General features: G+C 43.7%; 16 protein-coding genes. 10 read left to right on the forward strand and 6 right to left on the reverse strand.

Going from position 1 to position 19364, the window contains the following annotated elements:
- The first annotated feature begins 364 nt into the window (after window positions 1-364).
- The 8 genes from BLP92_RS08090 to BLP92_RS08125 all read left to right on the forward strand — a co-directional run bounded on the left by BLP92_RS08090 (window position 365) and on the right by BLP92_RS08125 (window position 8154).
- The gene (locus tag BLP92_RS08090; protein ID WP_090842407.1) at window positions 365-1213 is read left to right on the forward strand and encodes a YihY/virulence factor BrkB family protein; all 849 of its coding nucleotides are present in this window, start codon (window positions 365-367) and stop codon (window positions 1211-1213) included.
- A 305-nt stretch (window positions 1214-1518) separates the two neighbouring features.
- Window positions 1519-2667 (forward strand): MFS transporter, encoded by a 1149-nt coding sequence (locus tag BLP92_RS08095; protein WP_090842409.1) that lies wholly within the window; start codon window positions 1519-1521, stop codon window positions 2665-2667.
- Window positions 2660-4783, forward strand: a complete 2124-nt coding sequence (gene fdhF, locus BLP92_RS08100) for a formate dehydrogenase subunit alpha (protein WP_090842411.1) — start codon at window positions 2660-2662, stop codon at window positions 4781-4783. The genes BLP92_RS08095 and fdhF overlap by 8 nt, the downstream gene beginning before the upstream one ends.
- Before the next feature lie 17 nt (window positions 4784-4800).
- On the forward strand, window positions 4801-5343 hold the full coding sequence (locus BLP92_RS08105) for a 4Fe-4S dicluster domain-containing protein (protein ID WP_090842412.1): 543 nt from the start codon (window positions 4801-4803) through the stop codon (window positions 5341-5343).
- Window positions 5344-5361: 18 nt separating this feature from the next.
- Window positions 5362-5892: a Rieske 2Fe-2S domain-containing protein gene (locus BLP92_RS08110; protein WP_090842413.1), complete on the forward strand. Its 531-nt coding sequence runs from the start codon at window positions 5362-5364 to the stop codon at window positions 5890-5892.
- Window positions 5885-6085 carry a hypothetical protein gene (locus tag BLP92_RS08115; protein WP_090842415.1) on the forward strand — a complete coding sequence of 67 codons (201 nt, stop codon included), beginning with the start codon at window positions 5885-5887 and terminating at the stop codon, window positions 6083-6085. The genes BLP92_RS08110 and BLP92_RS08115 overlap by 8 nt, the downstream gene beginning before the upstream one ends.
- A gap of 20 nt (window positions 6086-6105) precedes the next feature.
- On the forward strand, window positions 6106-7296 hold the full coding sequence (locus BLP92_RS08120; RefSeq protein WP_244516731.1) for an MFS transporter: 1191 nt from the start codon (window positions 6106-6108) through the stop codon (window positions 7294-7296).
- Window positions 7297-7443: 147 nt separating this feature from the next.
- A complete protein-coding gene (locus tag BLP92_RS08125) occupies window positions 7444-8154 on the forward strand; it encodes a Crp/Fnr family transcriptional regulator (protein ID WP_090842416.1) in 711 nt (236 codons plus the stop codon).
- A gap of 110 nt (window positions 8155-8264) precedes the next feature.
- Here the strand turns inward: BLP92_RS08125 and BLP92_RS08130 are convergent, their stop codons facing one another.
- From BLP92_RS08130 to BLP92_RS08140, 3 genes are all read right to left on the reverse strand, one after another.
- Window positions 8265-8813: a hypothetical protein gene (locus tag BLP92_RS08130; protein ID WP_090842418.1), complete on the reverse strand. Its 549-nt coding sequence runs from the start codon at window positions 8811-8813 to the stop codon at window positions 8265-8267.
- A gap of 512 nt (window positions 8814-9325) precedes the next feature.
- Complete coding sequence (locus BLP92_RS08135) at window positions 9326-9829, reverse strand: hypothetical protein (protein ID WP_090842420.1); 504 nt, start codon at window positions 9827-9829, stop codon at window positions 9326-9328.
- A 251-nt stretch (window positions 9830-10080) separates the two neighbouring features.
- Entirely contained in the window at window positions 10081-10980 is a 900-nt protein-coding gene (locus BLP92_RS08140; protein WP_090842422.1) for a DMT family transporter, read from the reverse strand.
- Between the two features lie 185 nt (window positions 10981-11165).
- Between BLP92_RS08140 and BLP92_RS08145 the strand changes: the two genes are divergently transcribed.
- Window positions 11166-11624: an Lrp/AsnC family transcriptional regulator gene (locus tag BLP92_RS08145; RefSeq protein ID WP_090842424.1), complete on the forward strand. Its 459-nt coding sequence runs from the start codon at window positions 11166-11168 to the stop codon at window positions 11622-11624.
- A gap of 6 nt (window positions 11625-11630) precedes the next feature.
- On the opposite strand, the gene BLP92_RS08150 is transcribed toward BLP92_RS08145, so the two are convergent.
- Window positions 11631-13718, reverse strand: coding sequence for a glycosyl hydrolase 115 family protein (locus BLP92_RS08150; protein ID WP_090842426.1), 2088 nt, complete (start codon window positions 13716-13718; stop codon window positions 11631-11633).
- A gap of 272 nt (window positions 13719-13990) precedes the next feature.
- A complete protein-coding gene (locus tag BLP92_RS08155) occupies window positions 13991-17266 on the reverse strand; it encodes a transglycosylase domain-containing protein (RefSeq protein ID WP_090842428.1) in 3276 nt (1091 codons plus the stop codon).
- 318 nt (window positions 17267-17584) lie between these two features.
- Between BLP92_RS08155 and BLP92_RS08160 the strand changes: the two genes are divergently transcribed.
- A complete protein-coding gene (locus BLP92_RS08160; RefSeq protein ID WP_090842430.1) occupies window positions 17585-18571 on the forward strand; it encodes an aldo/keto reductase in 987 nt (328 codons plus the stop codon).
- A gap of 78 nt (window positions 18572-18649) precedes the next feature.
- On the opposite strand, the gene BLP92_RS08165 is transcribed toward BLP92_RS08160, so the two are convergent.
- The gene (locus BLP92_RS08165) at window positions 18650-19303 is read right to left on the reverse strand and encodes a reverse transcriptase-like protein (RefSeq protein ID WP_090842431.1); all 654 of its coding nucleotides are present in this window, start codon (window positions 19301-19303) and stop codon (window positions 18650-18652) included.
- Between the last annotated feature and the right edge of the window lie 61 nt (window positions 19304-19364).

Here is a 19364-nt window from a genome sequence, read left to right on the forward strand (position 1 = left end):
GGTCACGAAGCACGAGCGGAATCGATCCTGGTTCTTCAAGACAGCATGGCGGTCTCTGCCCTGCTGTCTGTGGATCGATGGAAGCCGTGCCCTGTGAGAGAAATTAGTCGAGAACAAGCCCTTGGGCAAGACTCTCCGAAAGTGAAGCAGCAGTATTACTTCTTTTTAGTAAAACTTTTATTTTCAAGGTAGCCATTTATTTAAATAATTTCCTTGCAGATAAAAATATCCTTTTTCACACTCCACCTCGAAAGAATCTGTATTTTCGAGCATATAAGTAGTTTCACATTTCTGCTTCTGGGAATACCTTTTGTATTAGCTCATCTTTGCTTCAGCAGGATGTGAGAAAGGATGTGTAAAGAATATGAAAAAAATAATTCCATATTTTAAAGCACTAGGACAGGAATTTTCGAATGATAATGTCCCTCTGCTTGCAGCAGCACAGGCTTATTATTACTTATTATCACTAGTTCCGATGCTGATTCTGGCTTTATCTATACTCCCTTACTTAAATCTCGACCCGGATCAGGCAATAGAAACGATTCAGGGGATGATGCCCGGAGAACTGGGGGGCGTCTTTGAAGATCAACTCGCTGATATTCTTACCGAACAAAGGGGAGGGCTCCTGACATTTGGTATTATCGGTACTATCTGGTCGGCTTCCAACGGGTTAAATGCTTTTATTAAAGCGCAGAATCAGGCTTACGATGTGAAAGAAGAGCGTTCTTTCATCAAAGCCCGCCTTGTTTCCATCGGCCTTACATTTGGTATGATCGCTGCCTTGATCGTGGCACTGGTGCTGCCGGTGTTCGGGGATACATTAATTGGCTTTATTCAATCGATAGGGCTGATACCCCCTGATTTAGAGATACTGTTCCGTATCCTGCGCTGGGTAGTCAGTATTATTGTAATTGCAATTATATTTGCAGGACTTTATCACTTTGCCCCTAATGTGCATATACCATTTAAGTATTCACTGCCGGGTGCTCTGTTTGCTACCATTGCATTGCAGATTACTTCTCTTGCATTTTCTTTCTATATCAGCAACTTTGGTAATTACTCTGAAACATATGGCAGTCTTGGGGGTATTATCATTCTTATGCTGTGGCTTTTCCTTATCGGCATCATTCTTGTTGTCGGAGCGGAAGTGAATGCAATTCTTTACCGCCGGAAAAAAGGCGTAAGCCTGACCGATGAAAATGTACCAGAATAATAACTGAAGAAGTTTTTGATTTGAAATCCCTGAGCAGAAACAGCTCAGGGATTTTTTTGTTTTTGCTGTAATTATTTCAAAGCTTTATTTTATCGTTCGCAAAGTTTTCAAATTTTTAATTTCCTCTTCTTTTTTGAGATATTAATCACAGTTTTTCCCTGCCATTAAAGGATTCTTTCAGTATCTTCCTTCCCCGCTTTACATTTAACGTGCTCTTTATTTTCCTCAGGTGTGATTATTCTCACAGTGCTTCTTTTCTGCACCGCTTACAATGACCTTACTGATAACGAGAGAGGGGTGAGGGAATGCAGCAGCTGGAGAGATCGTTTTATTCTAAAGCAAGCATGTATTCGTTTATCGTAGTAATGATTTTAATTTTCCTAATGTGGATCGGGACAGGGCAGTTTTCCCATGTAGATATAATGTTGTTCGGATATGTAATTGGGTCGCTGGTGTTCGCCATCGGTATCACTGTGCGGATGGTTTCCTGGTCCCTGCGGCCTGCCACCCAGCAGATGTTAAAAAGAAGCTTCGTTAATATGCGGAACCGGAAGCGTAAAAAAAGAAATATTACTTCCATCTTAAAAACCGCTGTAGATAATATTGTTCTTCAAAAGTTTATATTCAAGCGCGGGATTTACCGCGGGATTACACACTGGCTGATTGCCTGGGGGTGCCTTGGCTCCTTTGCGATTACCTTCGGCCTTACCTTCGGATGGATGCACTTCAGCTTGATTGATGCCGAAACATATCAAATGGTGGTCATGGGTATTCCTACTATTAAAATGGCAGCCGATGGATTTCTTGCACAAATGATTTTTGAAGGCTTGAATATTACCGCGATGATGCTTTTGTTCGGGGTATTGATGGCTCTTATCCGCCGAAGCACTAATAAAGATGTGAAAGTAACCCAGCGTCCCGAATTCGACTTAATGCCTTTATATATTCTTCTTGCCGTTACTGTCACCGGGTTAGTGCTCACTGTTTCCTATAAGTTTCTCGGCGGCTGGATGCACAACTATATGGCGTTGATTCACCAGATAACCGTTGTATTGTTTCTCGTTTATTTTCCTTTCGGCAAACTCTTTCATCTGCCAATCAGGCCGATGGCTGCCGGAGTGCCGATGAACTATCAGGAAGAAGTGCAGGTAGACACAAGAGGATGCAGGAGATGTAATACACCTTACAGCAGCGATGATCAGATTGCTGATGTGAAAGAAGTCCTCGGCCTGCAGAGCTTTGATTTACAGTTAGCAGACGGTTCCTACTTATCAGATTACTGCCCGGCGTGCAGACGCCGCATGCGAGTGATGAAGCAGCTGAATCTGGAATCATCTCTGGAGAGCCCTTATGCTCCCATCCAGACAATGACAGACGTGCAGGTTCCTGGCTTCGGTTCTCCAAGAGCAGACGCTTACTATGACAATTCTAAAGGAGAGAAAGAAAATGACTGAATTCTTAGCAAAGCCGGGAGTGAAAAATCTCCATAATAAAGGTGAAAAATTAATTACCACACACTGCAGTTACTGCGGCATGCAGTGCGGGATGCATATAAGAGTTTCAGAGCGGACGGGAGAAATCAAAGGAGTTGAGCCACGATATGACTGGCCTGTGACCCTCGGAAAACTCTGCCCGAAAGGCGTTACCGCCTACCAGCAGATTGATCACCCTGACCGCATTAAACGGCCGCTTATTAAGAAAAAAGGAAAATTCGTAGAAAGCAGCTGGGAAGAAGCCCTTTCACTGATAGAAAGAAAATTTACAGAGATCCAAGGAAAACACGGCAAAGACGCACTATCCGTTTTCGGCGGCGTCTCCATGACAAATGAAAAATGCTACCTCGTTGGAAAGTATGCCAGAGTCGCACTCGGCACCAGGTTTATTGATTATAACGGCAGATTCTGCATGAGTTCTGCTGCCGGTGGTTTTATGAAAACATTCGGCCTGGACCGCGGGTCAACACTTCCCTGGACAGAGTTGGAGCACAGTGACTGTTTCCTCATGGCTGGTTCCAATACAGCAGAGTGTCACCCGACAAGCATTCAAATGTTTTGGAAAGCACGTGACAAAGGTGCCAAAATGATCGTCATCGATCCGCGCGAAACGCCTACTGCAAGAATTGCAGATGTGCACCTTGATTTAAAGCCAGGTACGGACTCTGCACTCGCAAACGGCCTGCTTCACCTGATCATTAAAGAAGGATATGTAGACCAGGAATATGTAGATGAACGCTGCAACAATTTTGAAGAATTAAAAGCTTCTGTAGAGGAATTCACACCGGAACACACAGCCTCCATCACCGGTGTTGCTCCGGAAAAAATTATCAAAGCCGCGCACATTTACGGCCGCTCTCCAAGATCTGTTGTGATGTTTGCAAGAGGTGCCGAGCAGCAGTCCAAAGGTGTAGATAACGTGACGCTTTATTCTTCCCTCGCTTTACTGCGTGGACAAATTGGGAAGTTCGCTTCCGGCGTCGCTACTTTCACGGGACAAGGAAACGGGCAGGGCGGCAGAGAACACGGGCAAAAATCAGATCTGCTTCCCGGCTACCGAAAGCTGACCGATCCGGAAGCCGTAAAATACATTTCCAAAGTCTGGGGCATTGCACCGGAAGAAATGCCGAAACCCGGTGTATCCGCCTACGAAATGTTTGATGAAATTCACAACGGCACTATTAAAGCTATGCACGTCATCTGCAGCAACCCGGCTGTATCTTCTCCAAACGTTGAATATATCTGGGAAGGCTTTAAAAAGCTCGACTTTCTCGTCGTAAACGATTTCTTTCTCTCGGAAACTGCCGAATTTGCTGATGTCGTGCTGCCAACTACTACCTGGGCAGAAGACGAAGGAACCACTACCAACCTGGAAGGCAGAGTCATTCGTATCCGTAAAGCAATAGAGCCACTGCATGAATCTAAGACAGACTGGCAGATTCTCAGCGAAATTGCAGCTCGTTTAGGCCGTGGCAAGTACTTCCCTTATAAGAATCCTCGTGAAATTTTCGAGGAATTCCGTATCGCAACTAAAGGAGGCAAAGCAGATTATTCCGGAATTACTTATGAACGTATTGATAAAGAAGATGGCGTTTTCTGGCCGTGTCCTTCCGAAGATCATCCAGGCACGCCAACGATGTTTAAAGAATCGTTCGGTACACCGGATGGAAAAGCGAACCTGCCGGCAGTCGGCTGGGAAGAACCTGGAGAAGTACCGACGAAAGAATTTCCACTCCGTCTTACCACTGGAAGAGTCGTATTCCATTATTTGTCCGGCAACCAGACAAGAAGAATTGATTTCTTAAAAGATCAATGCCCTGAACCTTACGCAGAGATGCATCCCGAGCTTGCCAGCCAGTACAACATGTCCGATGGAGAAATGATCCGTCTCTCGACACCGAGAAGCACGATGGAACTGGAAGTAAAACTCACAAAAGCAACACGCAAAGATATTGTCTTCGTTCCATATCACTGGGGGAAAGAGCTGTCGGTAAATAAACTTACGAATCCAAGTCTGGATCCTGTGTCACGTATGCCGGAATTTAAAGTATGTTCAGTTAAAATTGAAAAGCTCTAAAACGAGGAGGATGCTTTATGAATAAAATAATGTATTTGGAATTTGAAAGATGTATCGGCTGCCGCGCATGTCAGGCAGCCTGCCGGGAATGCGGCGACCACGACGCAAAAGAAAGAAATTATGTAGAACATGTGGATTTCATGGAAAGCAGACAGACATTTCCTATGATGTGCATGCAGTGTAAAGATCCCGCCTGTGCAAGAGTCTGTCCTGCCAACGCGATACAGATTACAGAAGAAGGAGTCGTCCTATCCGCTTCTGAAGAAAAATGTATCGGCTGCCGCAACTGTACTTTCGGCTGTCCTTTCGGCATTCCGAAATTCGATTTTGAAGCAAACAAAATGTACAAGTGCGACATGTGTTATGACCGTTCAAAACACGATATTGCGCCTATGTGCGCATCTGTCTGCCCGAGTGATGCGATTCGTTTTATTGATTTTGATGAAATGCAGTCTCTCAGAAGACGACGCACACAGCTGAACCTCGTAGAAGGAAAAAAGCCTACAGAACAGGATAAATGGAAATACGTCCCTGAATTTTTCGGTGTGTATTCTGATTAAAAGAATGGAGCGATCCTCATGAAAACTAATAAGCCGGGAAGAAACCAATCGCAGAGCAAAGATGAAATGGTGAATCTCGTTAATAACGTAAATAGACAGGAAGATTTAAAACTGAACCGCAGAGCATTTTTAAAGGCAACTGCCGGCGCTTCCGTAGCGCTTGGTCTTGCTACTCTTCCATTTTCTGTGCATGCGATGATCGGTGATTTTGAAGATGAGGAGCACAGAGTAGAAATTGTTAATCTGGCAGATCTTCCAAAAGGTTCTTCCGTCACGTTTTATTATCCGACTGAAAATGATCCGGCGCTGCTCGTGCATACAATGGCCGGAGAATTAAAAGCTTACAACAGTGCCTGTACCCACCTGATGTGCCCGGTGTTTTATGAAAAAGAGGAGGAAGTTCTTCTCTGTCCGTGTCACAAAGGATACTTTGATTTAAACAATGGACATCCGATCGCAGGTCCTCCCCAGCGTGAGCTTCCTCTCATAAAAACAGAGGTCGTCAATGGAATCGTATATGCAGTAGACAGGCAGGTTCGCCATGGGTAAAAAAATATGCTGGGCGCTCATTGTAATCACAGTCGCAATTAATGTAGTAATGCTCCAGTGGACAATTGAGTCTTATTTAGGACACGAATTTGAAAATGTCTTCCAGTATACAATGATTGCTGTCATTACTTCTATTGCTGCTATTATTTTTTTTATCCAATGGCGCAGATTTGAATACAGCGAAGACAATTAACTTGAAGAAAGTGTGTGATAATGATGTCAACGCATGAGAAAACAAGCAGAAGAATATTAATTCTCTCCACCTTTGGAATGGCTCTTGCCTTTACTGTGTGGGCTTCTCTCTCTCCACTTGCAAACCAGTTTGAAGCTTTATACGGATTAACTGCTACTGAAAAAAGTATTCTGGTTGCCGTTCCAGTGCTGCTCGGTTCCATCATGAGAGTTCCTGCCGGGATACTTGCTGACAGATACGGTGGACGAAAAACGTTCACCTTTTTACTTCTGTTTACCGTCATTCCTCTCTTGGGAGTAGGATTTTCAACATCTTTTTACTCTTTGTTATTCTGGGCTTTGCTGCTGGGTGTTGCAGGTGCGTCTTTTGCGGTCTCCATCACCTTTGTATCCAAGTGGACCCCAAGTGAAAAACAGGGAACTGCGCTTGGAATTAATGGTCTGGGGAACTTTGGTACTGCGCTCGCAGGCTTTACACTTCCGACGATCGCACTGTTGGTTGGGCTGCAGTGGACCTTCTGGGTGCTGATTATCCCAGTGGTAATTATGGCAGCACTTATGTGGTTCTGGACGCCGGAAACACCGCAGACAGGAGAAAAGAAAACGCTGCTGGGGTCTTTGTCCGTGCTTAAATTCAGAAACACATGGACGCTTTCTTTATTTTACTTTGTGACTTTCGGTGCTTTTGTGGCATTCGGAATATATCTTCCGACACTATTAATGGATCTTTATGCCCTTTCTGCAGTTGATGCAGGTATGAGAGCTGCCGGATTCGTTGTCGTTGCAACAATTTCCCGTCCGCTCGGCGGGTATCTTGGCGATAAAATTGGCGCAGGGAAAGTACTTACGGTCGTTTTTCTCAGTATTGCCTTAGGGGCATTAATTATCAGTTTCGGAATGGCGAGTATCATAGTAATGACTTTTGCCTGCTTACTGGTTGCTGCAGTAACTGGAGTCGGAAACGGAGCTGTGTTTAAACTTGTACCGCAGCTGTTTCCGAAAGCTACCGGAGCTGTCACAGGACTTGTCGGAGCAGCAGGGGGCCTTGGAGGTTTTTTCCCTCCGATTCTGCTCGGATCCATTCGGGACATTACTGGAACTTATACACTGGGATTCCTGTGTCTGGCCCTGCTCTCTATCCTCTGTTTAATCATTAATAAACGACAGTTTGATAAAAGCACCAGCAGATCTTTTGTGGAAGCAAACGCTTGATAAACAGACTCTGCAAAAAAGTTCCAGCATTTATGCATGGGGCTTTTTTTGCAGGTATTTACATTCGGGGCTGTCCGTACTATGCTTAAAGTAGATTTTCTTACACCCCAATGTCCCGTCCGTGCTGTTTATTAAAAGGAGGAGACTATGCCAAAGCAGGAATTTAAACTGAGACGTTTTTTTGATCAATTATCAGATAAAAATAAAGAACTGCTGTTATCAAAAGGTACAAAGAAAAAATTCGAGAGAGGCACTACACTTTTCAGTGAAGGTGAACAGCCCGATCATGTGTACCTTGTCCGATCCGGAATGGTGCGTTTAAGTAAAATGACAATTGATGGGAAGGAATTCTCACTTCACTTAAAGCAGGCAGGAGAGCTTGTAGGAGAAGTCGGCTTATTCAACCAAATGGCGATCAGCGTAACAGCCACTGTTGCAGAGGATGCTGAGCTTGTGCGCTTTGATAGATTGGTGCTGGAAAAGTTATTTGAAGAAAACGGTGAAATTGCCGTTGCCTTTATGAAATGGTTCGCCACGCACACGCAGTCGACCCAGTCAAAATTCCGCGATTTGATTCTCTGCGGAAAAAAAGGAGGGCTGTATTCCACACTGATCCGTTTCAGCAATTCCTACGGGGAAGAACATTCTCAGGGAACGTTAATTAAGGTACAGCTGACAAATCAGGATATTGCGCAGTTTATAGGTACCACGCGCGAGGGTGTGAACCGGCTGATGAATGAATTGAAAAAAGAAGATGTAATTGCTTATGAAAATAATTATATATTGCTGAAAAACATTCATTATTTGAAGGAATTTCTGCAGTGCGGGGACTGCCCTGTCGAAGTTTGCACGATTTAAGCCAACTCCTTACTGCCTGTTTAACACAACTAAAACCGTTCAAATTTGAAGTTTATATTACACAAAAAAAGAGCCTCCATCACTGCGGCTCTTTTTTTGTGCGTATTTATTTACATGAATTCTCCGGTTGGGGTAAGGACCAGCTCCTCTCCCTGCACTCGTACTTCTCCCTCTGTTCCGAGTATTGTACATTCGGTCACCCGGAATTTTTCATTTTTTATATGGCTGCTGTAATGAAGAAGGATCCCCTGCCAGCTGTTCTCCCCTTTTTGCACTTTTACCTTCTGCCCTTCCATTGATACATGCTTCGCCTGAAGGAGATAGGCTTTCCACTCTTTCCACTGATGGTAGATAAACGCTTTTTCTCCGTTTTCAAGATATCCCATCAATGCTTTTTTATCATCTACCTCCGCAGGAAGTTCCTCAGCGAGTAAGTGAATTGCTTCGTGAATCAGTTCGTAGTCCTCAAAAGTTAAATTCCCCGAAAAAGTAAGCTGATAGGAATATGTGTCTTCATGGAACTCTGCCAGCACCGATTCCAGCTTCTTACTGAGTTTTTTCTCGAAAAACCATCCTTTTCTTCCTTTTGAAAAATCCGCATTTTCAAAGGCGCTTTCTATATCCGGCTTTCCTTCGCAGTATAGGTTTACATTCAGCATCGTTATTTACTCCTTTGCCTTGTTTATTTGTAACAAGCATAGCAGAATAACCTGATGCTAACTATGATATTTATCACACCTTGCTTTTCAGTTTGTTCTCTCAGGCACACTTTAAAAAGATTTCATCGTGGAGCATATAATCATCTTTTGAATAAGGAAAAAGTTTTGTCTGCTTAACGTTACGCCTGCTCTGGTAATGTTTGCTGATTTACTCTCATTGCAGGCGCTTTACTTTCGCGTTATCGTGATTTACTCATTTTTCACAGATGTTACTCCTATGTGAACCGATTACTCCCACGCTGGACTGCTTTACTCATTTTTAAAGTGCCGAATCTCCGTTAATTCATTTTCCAGCACTGGAATTCATTTTTACCCCACACACCTGCCGCTCGGGTATTAGAAAAAATTTACTGCTGCTGTTCTGGTGTTTTTCACCATAGAATCCATAAGAAAGAGCACCCCATTAAACGGAGTACTCTGAAAAAGTTACTGTATAAAACTTCCTCTGCAGGCTAGAACATTTCATGCAGCTGTTCTTCCTGCTCGGCTGCTTTCTTTTCAAGCCGCCTCAGGTGCTGTAAATGTGGAGTTCTTCTCCTCTCAGTGTCCCGGCGCTGCTCTTCAATCAGATACATAAATAAGTCGTTTAAATAACGCACCCACCAGCCGTTAATCAAATAGCGGATCTGATTTTCTTCCGGCTTTATACTTGAAGTGGTGATGGTCGCGACTTTAAAGCCTTCATCTTCATACTGGCCGAATTTTCCATTGCGTTTGCGTATATGCACGAATACATTTAAATATCCTGTAATAGGAATACGAAAAACGAACAGCACATCTTTTGCGGCATCATAAAATACATATTTCCCGATAGAGCCGCTCCCTTTCATTTTATCCTGCATATCTATAAAAGCTGTTCTCTCCTCAATCGCGTCACTGATTAGCTGCACATCTTCCTTGGGAATCGGGGGAAGCTTCCAGGGTTTAAAACCGGTTTTAAACCAGACTTTCCACATATTTCTCTCCTCCTTGATCATCAGTTGATCAAAATAAGCAGAAGTTTGAGAAGCGTTTATTTACAACGATTAGCAATTTCAGGAATATGAGTACGGGCTCCAGGTTAGAAAAGCCAGCCCAAATAGGCTGACGCAGGCTGCTTGTGGTTAGACTGTGCAGTATGAACTGGAGCAACAAACTTCTCTCTTCTTTTCCTTATACCCCGTCCGGATGCGCTGATAACTGGTAAAATATTCATCTCATTTCAAATTCAGTGTTTCTCAGGGACCAGTGCCTGCTGCGGTTCCCAGCGGTTCACGCGGAAATAACTGTAGCCGAGGCATCCCGCAATAACAATCAGCGTACCAATCCCCTGACTCCAGGTAAGTCGTTCTCCCAGCAGTAAAAAAGCAAGCAGTACAGTAAACACAGGATTCAGATTCATAAACAGCCCGGAAGCAGTGGCGCCGAGATGCTTTACTCCCGTGCCCCAGAATACCATGCACAGAATGGTTGCGACCAAGCTGATATACATCATTGCTCCGAAGAAGTAACCATCCGCTTCGGCTATGTAAAGGTTGTCTGCATGAAAAGGAAGCAGGAGAGCGATACCGAACACACCTGAATAAAGCACGGACATCATCGGACTGGTTGTTTTTGTCGCCCAGCGGCTGAATACAGAATACAGGCCAAATACCATAACAGCAGCAACCATCCAGATGTCCCCCGGCTGCACCGAAGCAGCGGTAAGAGCAGTTCCTTTTGTAATAACGAGCATAGCACCGCTGAAGGATAGGATCATCGCTCCAATCTGCCACCGGTTGATGCGCTCTTTCAGAAAGAGTGCTGCACATACAGCAATCGAAAGTGTATTCAATGTCGAGATAACGCCCACATTGGAAGCCGAAGTATTGGCAAGTGCCAGAAATTGCAGAATATTAAACAGCACAACTCCCGTCACTCCCATGCAAAACAGTGGAAGGAGCGCTTTTTTATCAGGCAGTATTCTTTTTTCCTTCCACCATACGATTGGCAGCAGGCACAGGACTGCAATCGCGTAGCGGTATATCGTCAACGTCTCCGGAGCAGCATAGTCGGTAAGGCCTTTTCCTATCACAAAATTTCCACCCCAGAAAAAACTGGCTGCAACGAGCAGCAATACGTACCGCATAAATCATCCTCTCCCTGCTATATTTATCTTTTATAAATATAGCATCCCCCTGAAATTTATAGTTATTTATTCTGCAATATGTTATAAATAAAGAATAATTATATTATTTAATTCATTTAACAGAATATAATTCATTTTTCAGGCTGTTTCTGCAGCTGGAGCTGAATTAAAAAAGGAGAGTATTTATGGACAATATGGATCTGCATATACTGGATATTCTGCAAAAAGATGCACGCATCAGCAATCTGGAACTGGCAAAAGAAGTACGCCTTTCCCCGCCTGCAACACACAGCAGGGTTAAACGCCTGGAGGAGGACGGCTATATTGATCGCCATACTTCCATTCTGAACGAGGAAAAGCTCGGGTTTGACCTTTTATGCTTTGTATTTATGAGCACGAACCTGCACCAGACAGAGGAACTTACCGTTTTGGAAAATAAGCTGCAGGCGATGCCTGAGGTGCTGGAATGTTACTGCCTTACGGGAGAATATGATTATTTATTAAAAGTCGCCAACCGGAACCGGAAGGAGCTCGAACAGTTTGTGCGAAAGCTGAACGAACTTGGCGGCACGCGGATACAGACAAGCCTCTCCCTCCGGGAAATAAAAGATTCTACGCTTTTGCCGCTGGACTACACAAAGTAATCTTGTCTAAGTGCGGGCCAGTCTTCCCTGCTTTTTGAAGACGGCCTCCAGCCTTTCCGCCAGCGTACTGTCAGAAAGAGGTTCCCGCTGTGTATTTTCCAGGTAAATATGTTTTTCACTTTCTTCCATTAAAAATTCTTTGTACCATAGGAAATAATCCGGGCTGTCCCCAAAGGTCCGCAGATATTTTCTCAATACATCAAGGCTGTATATGGTTGCTTTAATATTTGTCAGCCAGTCTGCACGGTAAAAATCGAGCCATTTCCCATGTTCCGACTGTTTCAACGCAAGCTGTCCTTCCTGATAAATATACATAGCTTTATTCGCGAATACGAATGCAAGCGGGTAATCTTCCTGCCTGACGGCTTTCCATATCTCTGCAAGCAGCGCAGCTCCTGCACTGCCGCTGTCGTGCAGAACCAGCTGAAGGTAAAATAAATCATAGAATCGCTGCTGCTCACCTGCAGGTAAAGCTTTCATTACTGTCTCTGCTTTTTCACGGAATTTTTTCCATCTATGATTTCCTTCCCGGCAGCTGTCTGCATACTGCTGTACCTGCGCAGTAAAGCTGCTTTCCTCAGCCAGCCAATACAGTTTCTCTTCCGCCTGCTCTCCTTTTCCCTGAACCATATGAGCAGTAATGAGCCTGGCAGGATGATGGTAGTATTCTTCTCCGGCTTTCTCATCTTCTTTAGCGCCGTAAGATATGCTGTGTTGCGGATAAGCCCGGTATAAGCTTTCTATCTCCTGCTGCTGCGCGGAGAACATCCGCTGCACGAATCTTCTCAGGTGTTTCTCCGGAGATATTCCTCCCTTCTGCCACATCTCCGCAATAAAATCGAGATGATACAGGTGCATCCGGATGTTCCCGCTGTTGATCAGCCAATAGTCATCTGCACGGCGCTCCAATACCTGCTCTAGCTCCCCTTTCATAAACTCTATGGTTGAAGGAAACATAGTAAGATGGTTGGAAGCCTGGAGATCGTGAAACGTTACGTGATAATAAATGCCGTGTTTTCCCTGGTCCTCTTTAGCAGGCAGCGAAGGAATTCTTTCGTTAATGTTGCCATGCCTTCTTGAGACCATTTTGCCGTAGCCGTTGTCCGCCCAGACTTTAATTACGTTTTCCGGAAGATCAAGCACACCCTGCTGATAGAGCTCGGATATTTCGCCGTAAAGCGCCAGGCAGCATACAGGATTATCGACATACTGATTAATTAAATCATATTGTCTTCTGACTACCTTACTGATCATCCCCCCTCTTTTCTGCGGCGTATCATACGAGGGATCATCATCCCAGAATGGTTTGTCTCCCTGGCCACGGAAAGACAGTACCCAGAGAACCTTATCATGCTGCTGCTTTTTAATTGCTTCTGTCCACAGCTTTTCAAACAACTCCGGATGTTCCTGATAGCTCGGCTTCTTATCTGGATAAGCACGCAGAAACATCTGTGCACCAAGCGGTTCTGCGTGATGGTGGGAAACCCAGAGGCCCATTTCTGCAGCAGTCGTCTGATGTACTCCTTTTTTCGGAAGATCCGTACCAGGAATCACCATGTTTCCACCGCATCGCAGCAGTGTTTCAAAAACGACGATCCAGGTTTCTCTCGTGGGAGGATACTGTGGATCCCACCCGATTAAGCAGACTTCATCATTCACAAACCAGCCCCTGTATTTCACCGCAGCCGGCTCTGAATAGTACTCCCGGGAAGGAATATTCACTTTTTGCAACTGAGTAATTTCCAGGTCTGCCCAATACCAGAAAGGGTCGATCCCTAAATACGTTCTGCTTATGTAGAGCAGTCCATAGATAACACCTAATTCGTCCGCTCCGGTAATCTGCATTATCCGCTTGTTTCCTTTTTCCTTAAACTTTAAGGCAAAGCCTTCTTCATGCAGTGGTGCTGCAGCTGTTTCATCCTGCAGAGCGATAATAATATCCGCTTCTTCTGCGGAAACCACTGCCGGCCGGGATTGAAAAACACGTTCCATGTCATCGGAAAACATACGAACTCCATGCTGAACTGCTGCTGAAGCATTTTCCGGAATTGAAATAGAAGTTTTACTATCGATAATAAAAGCTTGCTTTTCCATCTGCATCTCACCTCGTAAATAATTTTGTTGTTTCTCTTCCTTTTCGTGCATCTGTGGGAAATACCTTTTACTGTTCTGCTTTAATATTTGATATTCACGCTTTCTGTAAGAATTTGTTGTTTTTTAAAAATTGCTGCTCTTTAAGCGCTCTCTCAGATGAATCTTATAAAAACTGCAGGAAGCTTCTACGCAGAACCACTGTCATCACACAAAAAAACCTCTGCAGGATTTACAGAGGTTTTTGGACATATCTTCTATTTATCGAAAGCAGACTACTCATTATTGCCTGTTTCCGTATTATTCGTGGAGGAATTGTTGTTTTCACTTTCTGCTGTATTGTTATTGTTTGATGCATTTTCCGGAGCATTCTCGTTATTTGCATTTATTTCTTGATTTTCATTGTCCGGCGATTCATTACTGTTTGCAGTGTTTTCCTGTGTTTCTTCATTGTTTGGGCTGTTATTTCCTTCATTTAAATTGTTGACTGTATTATCCTGTCCTGCTTCATCATTGTTTCCGGTGTCTGTTGGAGCGGCTTCGCTGGTATTTTCAGCGTTCTCCTGTCCCGCTCCATTGTCACCTCCGGAATTATTCGCTTCGTTTTCTGGATTACTGTCAGAATTGCCTGTGCCGCCGTCATTATTGTTTTCATTTGTTTCAGGTATGTTGTTATTCCCTTCATTGTTGGAAGCAGCTCCACTGTTGTTTGGAGCCGCTTCATTGTTATTTGTTTCATTGTTCACTTCGTTTCCATTACCATCGGGCGAGTTGTTTGCTCCATTTGCAGTATTATTGTTTTCATTCACTTCATTTTGTTCTGGTTCGTTGTTCCCTGTATTATTTGGTGCTGCATCATTGTTATTACCGGAGTCATTACCGGTATTATTATTGGAATTATTTGTACCGCTGCCTGCGCTGTTGTTTTCGCTGTCGGCATTTTGTTCAGGCTCGTTGTTATTTCCTGCATTGTCTGGAGCTGCTCCGTTGTTACCGCCGCTCTCATTCGCTTCGTTTTCTGCATTGCTGCCGGAATTATTTGTACCACCGCCTGTATTGTTCTCTGGCGTATTGTTTTCTTCAGAGTTATTCATTCCATCGTTTGCCGGCTCATTATTTCCTGCATTGTTATTTTCATTACTGGTATTATTGTCCGGCACATTGTTTCCTGTATTATTGTTTTGCGGCTCTTCTTCATTGCTTTCCGGCTGATTTCCATTTTGACCGGTATTTTCTTCAGGTGTCTCCGGTTCATTCTCTTGATTGTTTTCTTCTGCAGAGGTATTATTTTCTTCTTCATTTAATTCATTATCTGCATTTTCATTTAATTCTTCTGATGTGTTATTTTCATTATTGCCAGGATCATTTAACTCATTTTCCTGGTTGTTTTCGTTTGCTTCTTCATTATTATTTTCTTCATTGTCATTATTTCCGTTCTCGTTGTTTTCGTTATTCTCGTTGTTTTCACCGTTTTCGTTGTTGTTATTATCTTCTTCGTCTTCCTCTTCTGGATCTATTACATTGAAAGCATCTTCAATCGAGGTTCCTATTACAAATAATTCTCTCGACCGGTGCTCTGCACTCGTGCTTTCTGTCGCACGCGCTTCTGCCTGTGTATCGATGATCACTTCTTCTACAGAATCAGGTTTCACAAAATCCGCTGTATCTCCATCGATTGTTTCTGTCATTATTTCCCGGAAAATATTTCGCGCTACTTCGGTTTCCTCTCCAGAACTTATATAATTTTCTTCAGTTATCTGGGAATATCCAGTCCATACAGAAACAGTATATTCTGTGGTATAACCTGCAAACCACACATCAGGAACTCCATCCGAGATGTTGTACTGCTCCATTGTCTCTTCATCGAAGTTTGTCGTTCCTGTTTTACCGGCCACCGGCACACCGTCAATTGCGGCTGCCCTGCCAGTTCCTTCTTCCACTACATCCTTGAGCATGTCCGTAACCATGTAGGAAGTATAGTCACTCATCGCCTGACTTGACTCCGGTTCTAACACAATTTCTTCTCCATCCGAAAATACAATTCTTTTCACTGCATGGGGCTCATTATACTGTCCCTCATTTGCAAAGGCTGCGTATGCTCCGCCAAGCTCCAGAGGAGAAATTCCATCGCTGAAAGAACCGAGCGCATAGGATTCATAAATGGAACCTTCAATATCAATACCCAGTCCCGCAGCAAATTCACCAGCCTGTTCACCGCCGACTTCCTGGAAGGTTTTCACTGCTGGAATATTCCAGGAACTTCTGAGCGCCTCTCTCATAGAAACTTCTCCATGATGCTCATCATTATAGTTGGTAATTTCCTGCTCTGAATCTGTGTAGGTCATTTCTTCATCGTTTATCTGCTGATACGTAGACCACTGTAGATTTTCAATTGCAGGTCCATAACTTAAAATCGGCTTAATGGTGGAACCGGGAGATCTGGAAATATTTGTTGCATAGTTTGTGCGGTCTTCTCCAGCTTCCTGATTTCTTCCGCCGCCAATTGCTTTAATTTCTCCGGTCTGATTATCAATCAATGTAACACCTGCCTGAAAATCCTCGTCTGGATACTCGACAAATTCATCCGTATTCAGCACTTCATCTACATGCACCTGTGCTTCCTGATCATAAGTTGTATGAATTTCCACACCGGCAGTGTAAAGGGAAGATGCGTCTATTTCTTCAATTGTTTCCAGCTCTTTAAATACCTGGTCCATAAATGCATCCGATACTTCATACTCGTTTGCTCTGCTTGCAAGCATATCGCTTACCGCTATTTCCGCTGCCTCACTATATTCCTCCGCAGAAATAAAATCGTTTTCTCTCATCACATAGAGCACCGTATCCCTGCGATCCTCCGCTAAATCTGGATGCTGATAAGGATCATATCCAGCGGGACGCTGCGGAAGTCCTGCCAGCAGGGCCGCTTCCACTGTTGTAAGCTCCGCTAATTCTTTATCAAAATACTGACTCGCTGCACTTGCAATGCCATAAGCGCCATTCCCGAAATAAATTTTGTTTAAATACAATTCCAGGATTTCCCCTTTGGAATATTCTCTTTCCATCTGTAAGGCAAGATAAGCTTCCTGAATTTTTCTATCCATGGATTTTTCTGCAGTCAAAAGAGAATTCTTCACTACCTGCTGCGTAATTGTACTGCCGCCTTCCGCACCGAACCCATCTGAAATATTCGACCTTACTGCGCCGCCGATTCTGCGGAAATCTACGCCGGAGTGGTCATAAAAGCGATTATCTTCAATTGCAATAAAAGCTTCCTGCACGTGTTCCGGTACTTCCTCAATCGAAATCGACTGCCGGTCTTCCCCGGCATTTAAGGCTACTATCTCTTCCCCATTTTGATCATATACCGTGGAGCTGTTCGAATAAATGAAAGCTTCCTCATCCAGTGGAGGAGCATCCTGCACGATTCCGTACACCCATATGCTCCCAATTATTCCGCTTAATGCAAAAACTGCTGCAAGCGCAATGGATATACGAAATAACACTTTATTCCAAGTCTTTCTCCCAGCTCCCCTATATCGCTGTTTCATTTATTTAACTTCCTTTCTATAAATCATAAAAATAAATAACGTTTGGTATTTCCCGATTTCACCAAAACTAAAACAAGTAAAAAATTTGAAAAATTATAAACCTTTGAACTGCATTATAGGGGATGAAAGCAAAACTTTCATGCGTCAAGATACCCCCTAAGGAAGTAGGAGCACGGATTTGAAAACCTATTTCCCATCTGAAGCATGTTTATTACATTCAGTTAGTGGATATTGTTTAAGTGGTAATACTTTAAGAAAACATAAGCAGTGCAACCTGTCTAAGCGTTTTATATAAAATGAGCTGAAGGAGGCTTTTTCATGATCGATTTAAAACAGGAAGGTAAGATTGGGTTAGGAACGGCTCCACTTGGAAATATGTTCCGTGATGTTTCTGAAGAGGAAGCAGAAGCTGTTATAAAAGCAGCCTGGGAACATGGTATCCGTTATTTTGATACTGCGCCTTTTTACGGGGCCGGACTTGCTGAACTTCGGTTAGGAAAGGTTTTATCCCAACACAATCGCGATGATTATGTACTTGCTACGAAAGTAGGCCGCGTAATCGAAGAAGAAACGGAAGAAAAAGAAGGATTGTTTGCATACGGCCGCAAAAACAAAGTGGTAGACGATTATACTGCTGAAGGAACACTCCGTGCCATCGAACAGAGTCTGGAGCGGCTCCAGACAGACCGTTTAGATTACGTCAACGTTCACGATATTTCTCCTGACTTTCAGGGAGACGAATGGCTGGCAAAATTTGAAGAAGCAAGAAACGGTGCCTTTCAGGAATTAGCCCGTCTCAAGGAAAAAGGTGTTATTGAAGGCTGGGGTATCGGGGTAAACAGAACAGAGCCGATCGAGCTCGCACTCGGCATGGAAAATGTAAAACTCGACCTCAGCCTGCAGGCGACCCGCTATACGCTGCTTGATCATGACCATGCACTGCAGCGGTTAATGCCGGAAGCAGAAAAGCAGGGTGTAAGTATTGTGGTGGGTGCTCCGTACGGATCAGGCGTGATTGCCGGCGGGAAGCACTATGAATATCAGGAAGCTCCTTCTGAAGTGACTTCCCATGTAAAGCGTTTAACCGAAATTTCCGATCGTCATCAAGTGAGCCTTATTTCTGCAGCACTGCAATTTTCAGCAGCACATCCTGCCGTAGCCGCAGTTATTCCAGGCACCACACGTCCAGAAAGAATTAAAGAAAATATCGATGCTATGCATGCAGACATTCCAGATGCGTTCTGGCAGGAGCTTCGGGACAAAGAGCTTGTTTCTCCCAAAGCACCGCTTCCCGGGAATAATTAAGATATCAACGAAACAGGAGAGCCAGTTCCTTTGAAAAGGAACTGGCTTTTTTTTGTTTATGAACTTACACGAATCAATCTATATTTCTTTTTTACTGCTGATTTCAATCTTTTGAATTGCCTGGGAAGCAAGCTGATCTGCTTCCTGGTTTTTCTTCCTCACTATCAGACAGTACTCCGGCGTAATGCCCGTTTCTTTCAACTTCTCTTCGATTTTATCCACCCATTCGTTTAATGTTTTTTCCATTACGGGCCATTCCCCGCTGAGCTGGTTAATAACTACCTGCGAATCTCCTTTTATTTCTACAGGAAGGTGATGCACCCCGAGTGGTTCGAGTTCCTGTAACGCAAAATATAACGCTGCATATTCTGCTTCATTATTAGTGAGGAGATTTTCCACAAGACTGTTTTTTCTTACTCTGTAATGCTTTCCATTTTGCTCATAATAAATAACTGCTCCTACTCCTGCCTCTGTAGAATTCCGGTCAAACCCTCCATCAAAATAGATGGTAACGTTATGAGGCTCCTCCTCTATTTCAGTAAGGTATTTCTGCATTTCTTTCATATTCCAGCCGGATTCCCGCTGATCAATAAATACTATTTCTTTTGTTCGCCCGGTGTTCAGCAGATCTTCTGCTGCTTTATGTGCCTCTTCCATCTCCATTTCTTCTGAATACAGCTTTATTTTACTTCCTTTCAAGGGGAAGTAATTCATTTCTAATCTGCCTTTCATTGTATTACCTCCTGTCTTCAATGATTTAAATTAATAACTCTGATATTGACGCCTGGGCTCC

It is taken from the genome of Alkalicoccus daliensis (assembly GCF_900103955.1).
Taxonomy (GTDB): domain Bacteria; phylum Bacillota; class Bacilli; order Bacillales; family Salisediminibacteriaceae; genus Alkalicoccus; species Alkalicoccus daliensis.

Bases quoted from the DNA above. Each gene is read 5' to 3' on its own strand.
- BLP92_RS08155 (WP_090842428.1), bottom strand. From the start codon at position 17,266: ATGAAACAGCGATATAGGGGAGCTGGGAGAAAGACTTGGAATAAAGTG.
- BLP92_RS08125 (WP_090842416.1), top strand. From the start codon at position 7,444: ATGCCAAAGCAGGAATTTAAACTGAGACGTTTTTTTGATCAATTATCA.
- BLP92_RS08095 (WP_090842409.1), top strand. From the start codon at position 1,519: ATGCAGCAGCTGGAGAGATCGTTTTATTCTAAAGCAAGCATGTATTCG.
- BLP92_RS08165 (WP_090842431.1), bottom strand. From the start codon at position 19,303: ATGAAAGGCAGATTAGAAATGAATTACTTCCCCTTGAAAGGAAGTAAA.
- BLP92_RS08120 (WP_244516731.1), top strand. From the start codon at position 6,106: ATGATGTCAACGCATGAGAAAACAAGCAGAAGAATATTAATTCTCTCC.
- BLP92_RS08140 (WP_090842422.1), bottom strand. From the start codon at position 10,980: ATGCGGTACGTATTGCTGCTCGTTGCAGCCAGTTTTTTCTGGGGTGGA.
- BLP92_RS08130 (WP_090842418.1), bottom strand. From the start codon at position 8,813: ATGCTGAATGTAAACCTATACTGCGAAGGAAAGCCGGATATAGAAAGC.
- BLP92_RS08160 (WP_090842430.1), top strand. From the start codon at position 17,585: ATGATCGATTTAAAACAGGAAGGTAAGATTGGGTTAGGAACGGCTCCA.
- BLP92_RS08135 (WP_090842420.1), bottom strand. From the start codon at position 9,829: ATGTGGAAAGTCTGGTTTAAAACCGGTTTTAAACCCTGGAAGCTTCCC.
- BLP92_RS08110 (WP_090842413.1), top strand. From the start codon at position 5,362: ATGAAAACTAATAAGCCGGGAAGAAACCAATCGCAGAGCAAAGATGAA.
- fdhF (WP_090842411.1), top strand. From the start codon at position 2,660: ATGACTGAATTCTTAGCAAAGCCGGGAGTGAAAAATCTCCATAATAAA.
- BLP92_RS08090 (WP_090842407.1), top strand. From the start codon at position 365: ATGAAAAAAATAATTCCATATTTTAAAGCACTAGGACAGGAATTTTCG.
- BLP92_RS08105 (WP_090842412.1), top strand. From the start codon at position 4,801: ATGAATAAAATAATGTATTTGGAATTTGAAAGATGTATCGGCTGCCGC.
- BLP92_RS08150 (WP_090842426.1), bottom strand. From the start codon at position 13,718: ATGGAAAAGCAAGCTTTTATTATCGATAGTAAAACTTCTATTTCAATT.
- BLP92_RS08115 (WP_090842415.1), top strand. From the start codon at position 5,885: ATGGGTAAAAAAATATGCTGGGCGCTCATTGTAATCACAGTCGCAATT.
- BLP92_RS08145 (WP_090842424.1), top strand. From the start codon at position 11,166: ATGGACAATATGGATCTGCATATACTGGATATTCTGCAAAAAGATGCA.